Annotated in this window: 1 protein-coding gene and 1 pseudogene; one reads left to right on the top strand and one right to left on the bottom strand. The window is 61.5% G+C overall.

Going from position 1 to position 1723, the window contains the following annotated elements:
- A pseudogene (locus ACKOED_RS05310) lies at window positions 1-283 on the bottom strand (DDE-type integrase/transposase/recombinase); the annotation flags it as partial.
- Between the two features lie 57 nt (window positions 284-340).
- On the opposite strand from ACKOED_RS05310, the gene ACKOED_RS05305 reads away from it, so the two are divergent.
- On the top strand, window positions 341-1543 hold the full coding sequence (locus tag ACKOED_RS05305; RefSeq protein WP_408915540.1) for an IS256 family transposase: 1203 nt from the start codon (window positions 341-343) through the stop codon (window positions 1541-1543).
- The last annotated feature ends 180 nt before the right edge of the window (window positions 1544-1723 follow it).

Raw genomic sequence — 1723 nt, 5'->3', positions numbered from 1 at the left:
CAAGCAGCTCGTCCCGGATGCGGGCATTGAAGCTCTCGATGTAGCCGTTCTCCCACGGGCTGCCCGGCGCGATGTAGGCTGTTTTGGCGCCGACGGCGGCGATCCAGTCCTGAACCGCCTTCGCGACGAACTCCGGGCCATGATCGGACCGTATGTGCTCCGGCACGCCCCGGAGGATGAAGAGATCGGACAGAACGTCGATGACGTCCGTTGATCTGAGCTTCCGGGCGACCCTGATCGAAAGGCATTCCCGCGTGAACTCGTCCAGCACATTCAGCATCCGGTGGGACTGTCAGGAATCTTGTGCGCGGGGCCATAGTGATGGAAAGGAGAACCACCTATGGCAATCGACAAGGAACTGCTGGACCAGCTACTGGCTGGACGTGATCCCAAAGACCTGTTTTCGAAAGATGGCCTGCTGGACGACCTGAAGAAGGCGCTGTCCGAGCGGATACTGGACGCGGAGTTGGACGAGCATCTGGAAAGGGAGGCTCTGGAGAGTGGCGGCAACCGGCGCAACGGCACGTCGAAGAAGACGGTTCTGACAGGTACGTCCAAGCTGACCATATCGGTTCCCCGGGACCGGGCGGGAAGCTTCGACCCGAAGCTCATCGCCAAGTACCAGCGGCGCTTCCCGGATTTCGACGAGAAGATCATCTCGATGTATGCGCGGGGGCTGTCGGTCCGGGAGATCCGAGCGCATCTGGAAGAGATTTACGGCATCGAAGTGTCGCCCGACCTCATATCGGCCGTGACCGACGCCGTTCTCGAGGAGGTGGCCGAATGGCAGAACCGTCCGCTGGATGCGGTCTATCCCCTTGTCTTTTTCGATGCCATCCGGGTCAAGATCCGCGACGAAGGCTTCGTTCGCAACAAGGCGGTCTACATCGCACTCGGGATCTTGCCTGACGGCAACAAAGAGATCCTGGGCATCTGGATCGAGCAGACGGAAGGCGCCAAGTTCTGGCTCCGGGTCATGAACGAGCTCAAGAACCGGGGCATTGGCGACATCCTGATTGCCGTCGTGGATGGGCTGAAGGGCTTTCCGGAAGCGATCACCGCCGTGTTTCCGCAGACCGTTGTCCAGACCTGCATCGTGCATCTGATCCGGCACTCCCTCGGCTTCGTGTCGTGGAAGGACAGGAAGCCCGCCGTGGCCGCCCTGCGGGCCATCTACCGCGCCCGGGATGCCGAAGCCGGCCTCAAGGCCCTGGAAGACTTCGACGCCGGTCCCTGGGGCCGGCGCTATCCGGCGATTGCCCAGAGCTGGCGGCGAAACTGGAGCCAGATCGTGCCGTTCTTTGCCTTTCCCGAGAGTGTCCGGCGGATCATCTACACGACGAACGCCATCGAGGCCTTGAACGCCAAGGTCAGGCGCGCCGTCAGAACCAGGGGGCATTTTCCAACGGATGACGCGGCGATGAAACTGATCTATCTTGTTCTCAATCACGCCTCAGCGGACTGGAAACGGGCGCCGCGGGAGTGGAATGAAGCGCGGGCCCAGTTCGCTGTTATCTTCGGCGAACGGTTCATAGGCCAATAAATGTTAACCGGCCCCGCGCACAAGATTCCTGACAGTCCCGGCGTTGTGGGCGGGGATATAGACATCCTTCAGAAACTGGTTGGCGGCTTCCATCGTCGTCACGCCGGCCAGCCTGAATTCCTTCGGCAGCCGGTCCTGCAGGGTCTGAAACAGGCGTTCCGAGCGGCCGCGCGCCTGGGG

Origin of the sequence: Aestuariivirga sp., from assembly GCF_046093005.1 — a bacterium.
GTDB lineage: Bacteria > Pseudomonadota > Alphaproteobacteria > Rhizobiales > Aestuariivirgaceae > Aestuariivirga.
This window is presented reverse-complemented; position numbering and strand designations above follow the sequence as displayed.

Bases quoted from the DNA above. Each gene is read 5' to 3' on its own strand.
- ACKOED_RS05305 (WP_408915540.1), top strand. From the start codon at position 341: ATGGCAATCGACAAGGAACTGCTGGACCAGCTACTGGCTGGACGTGAT.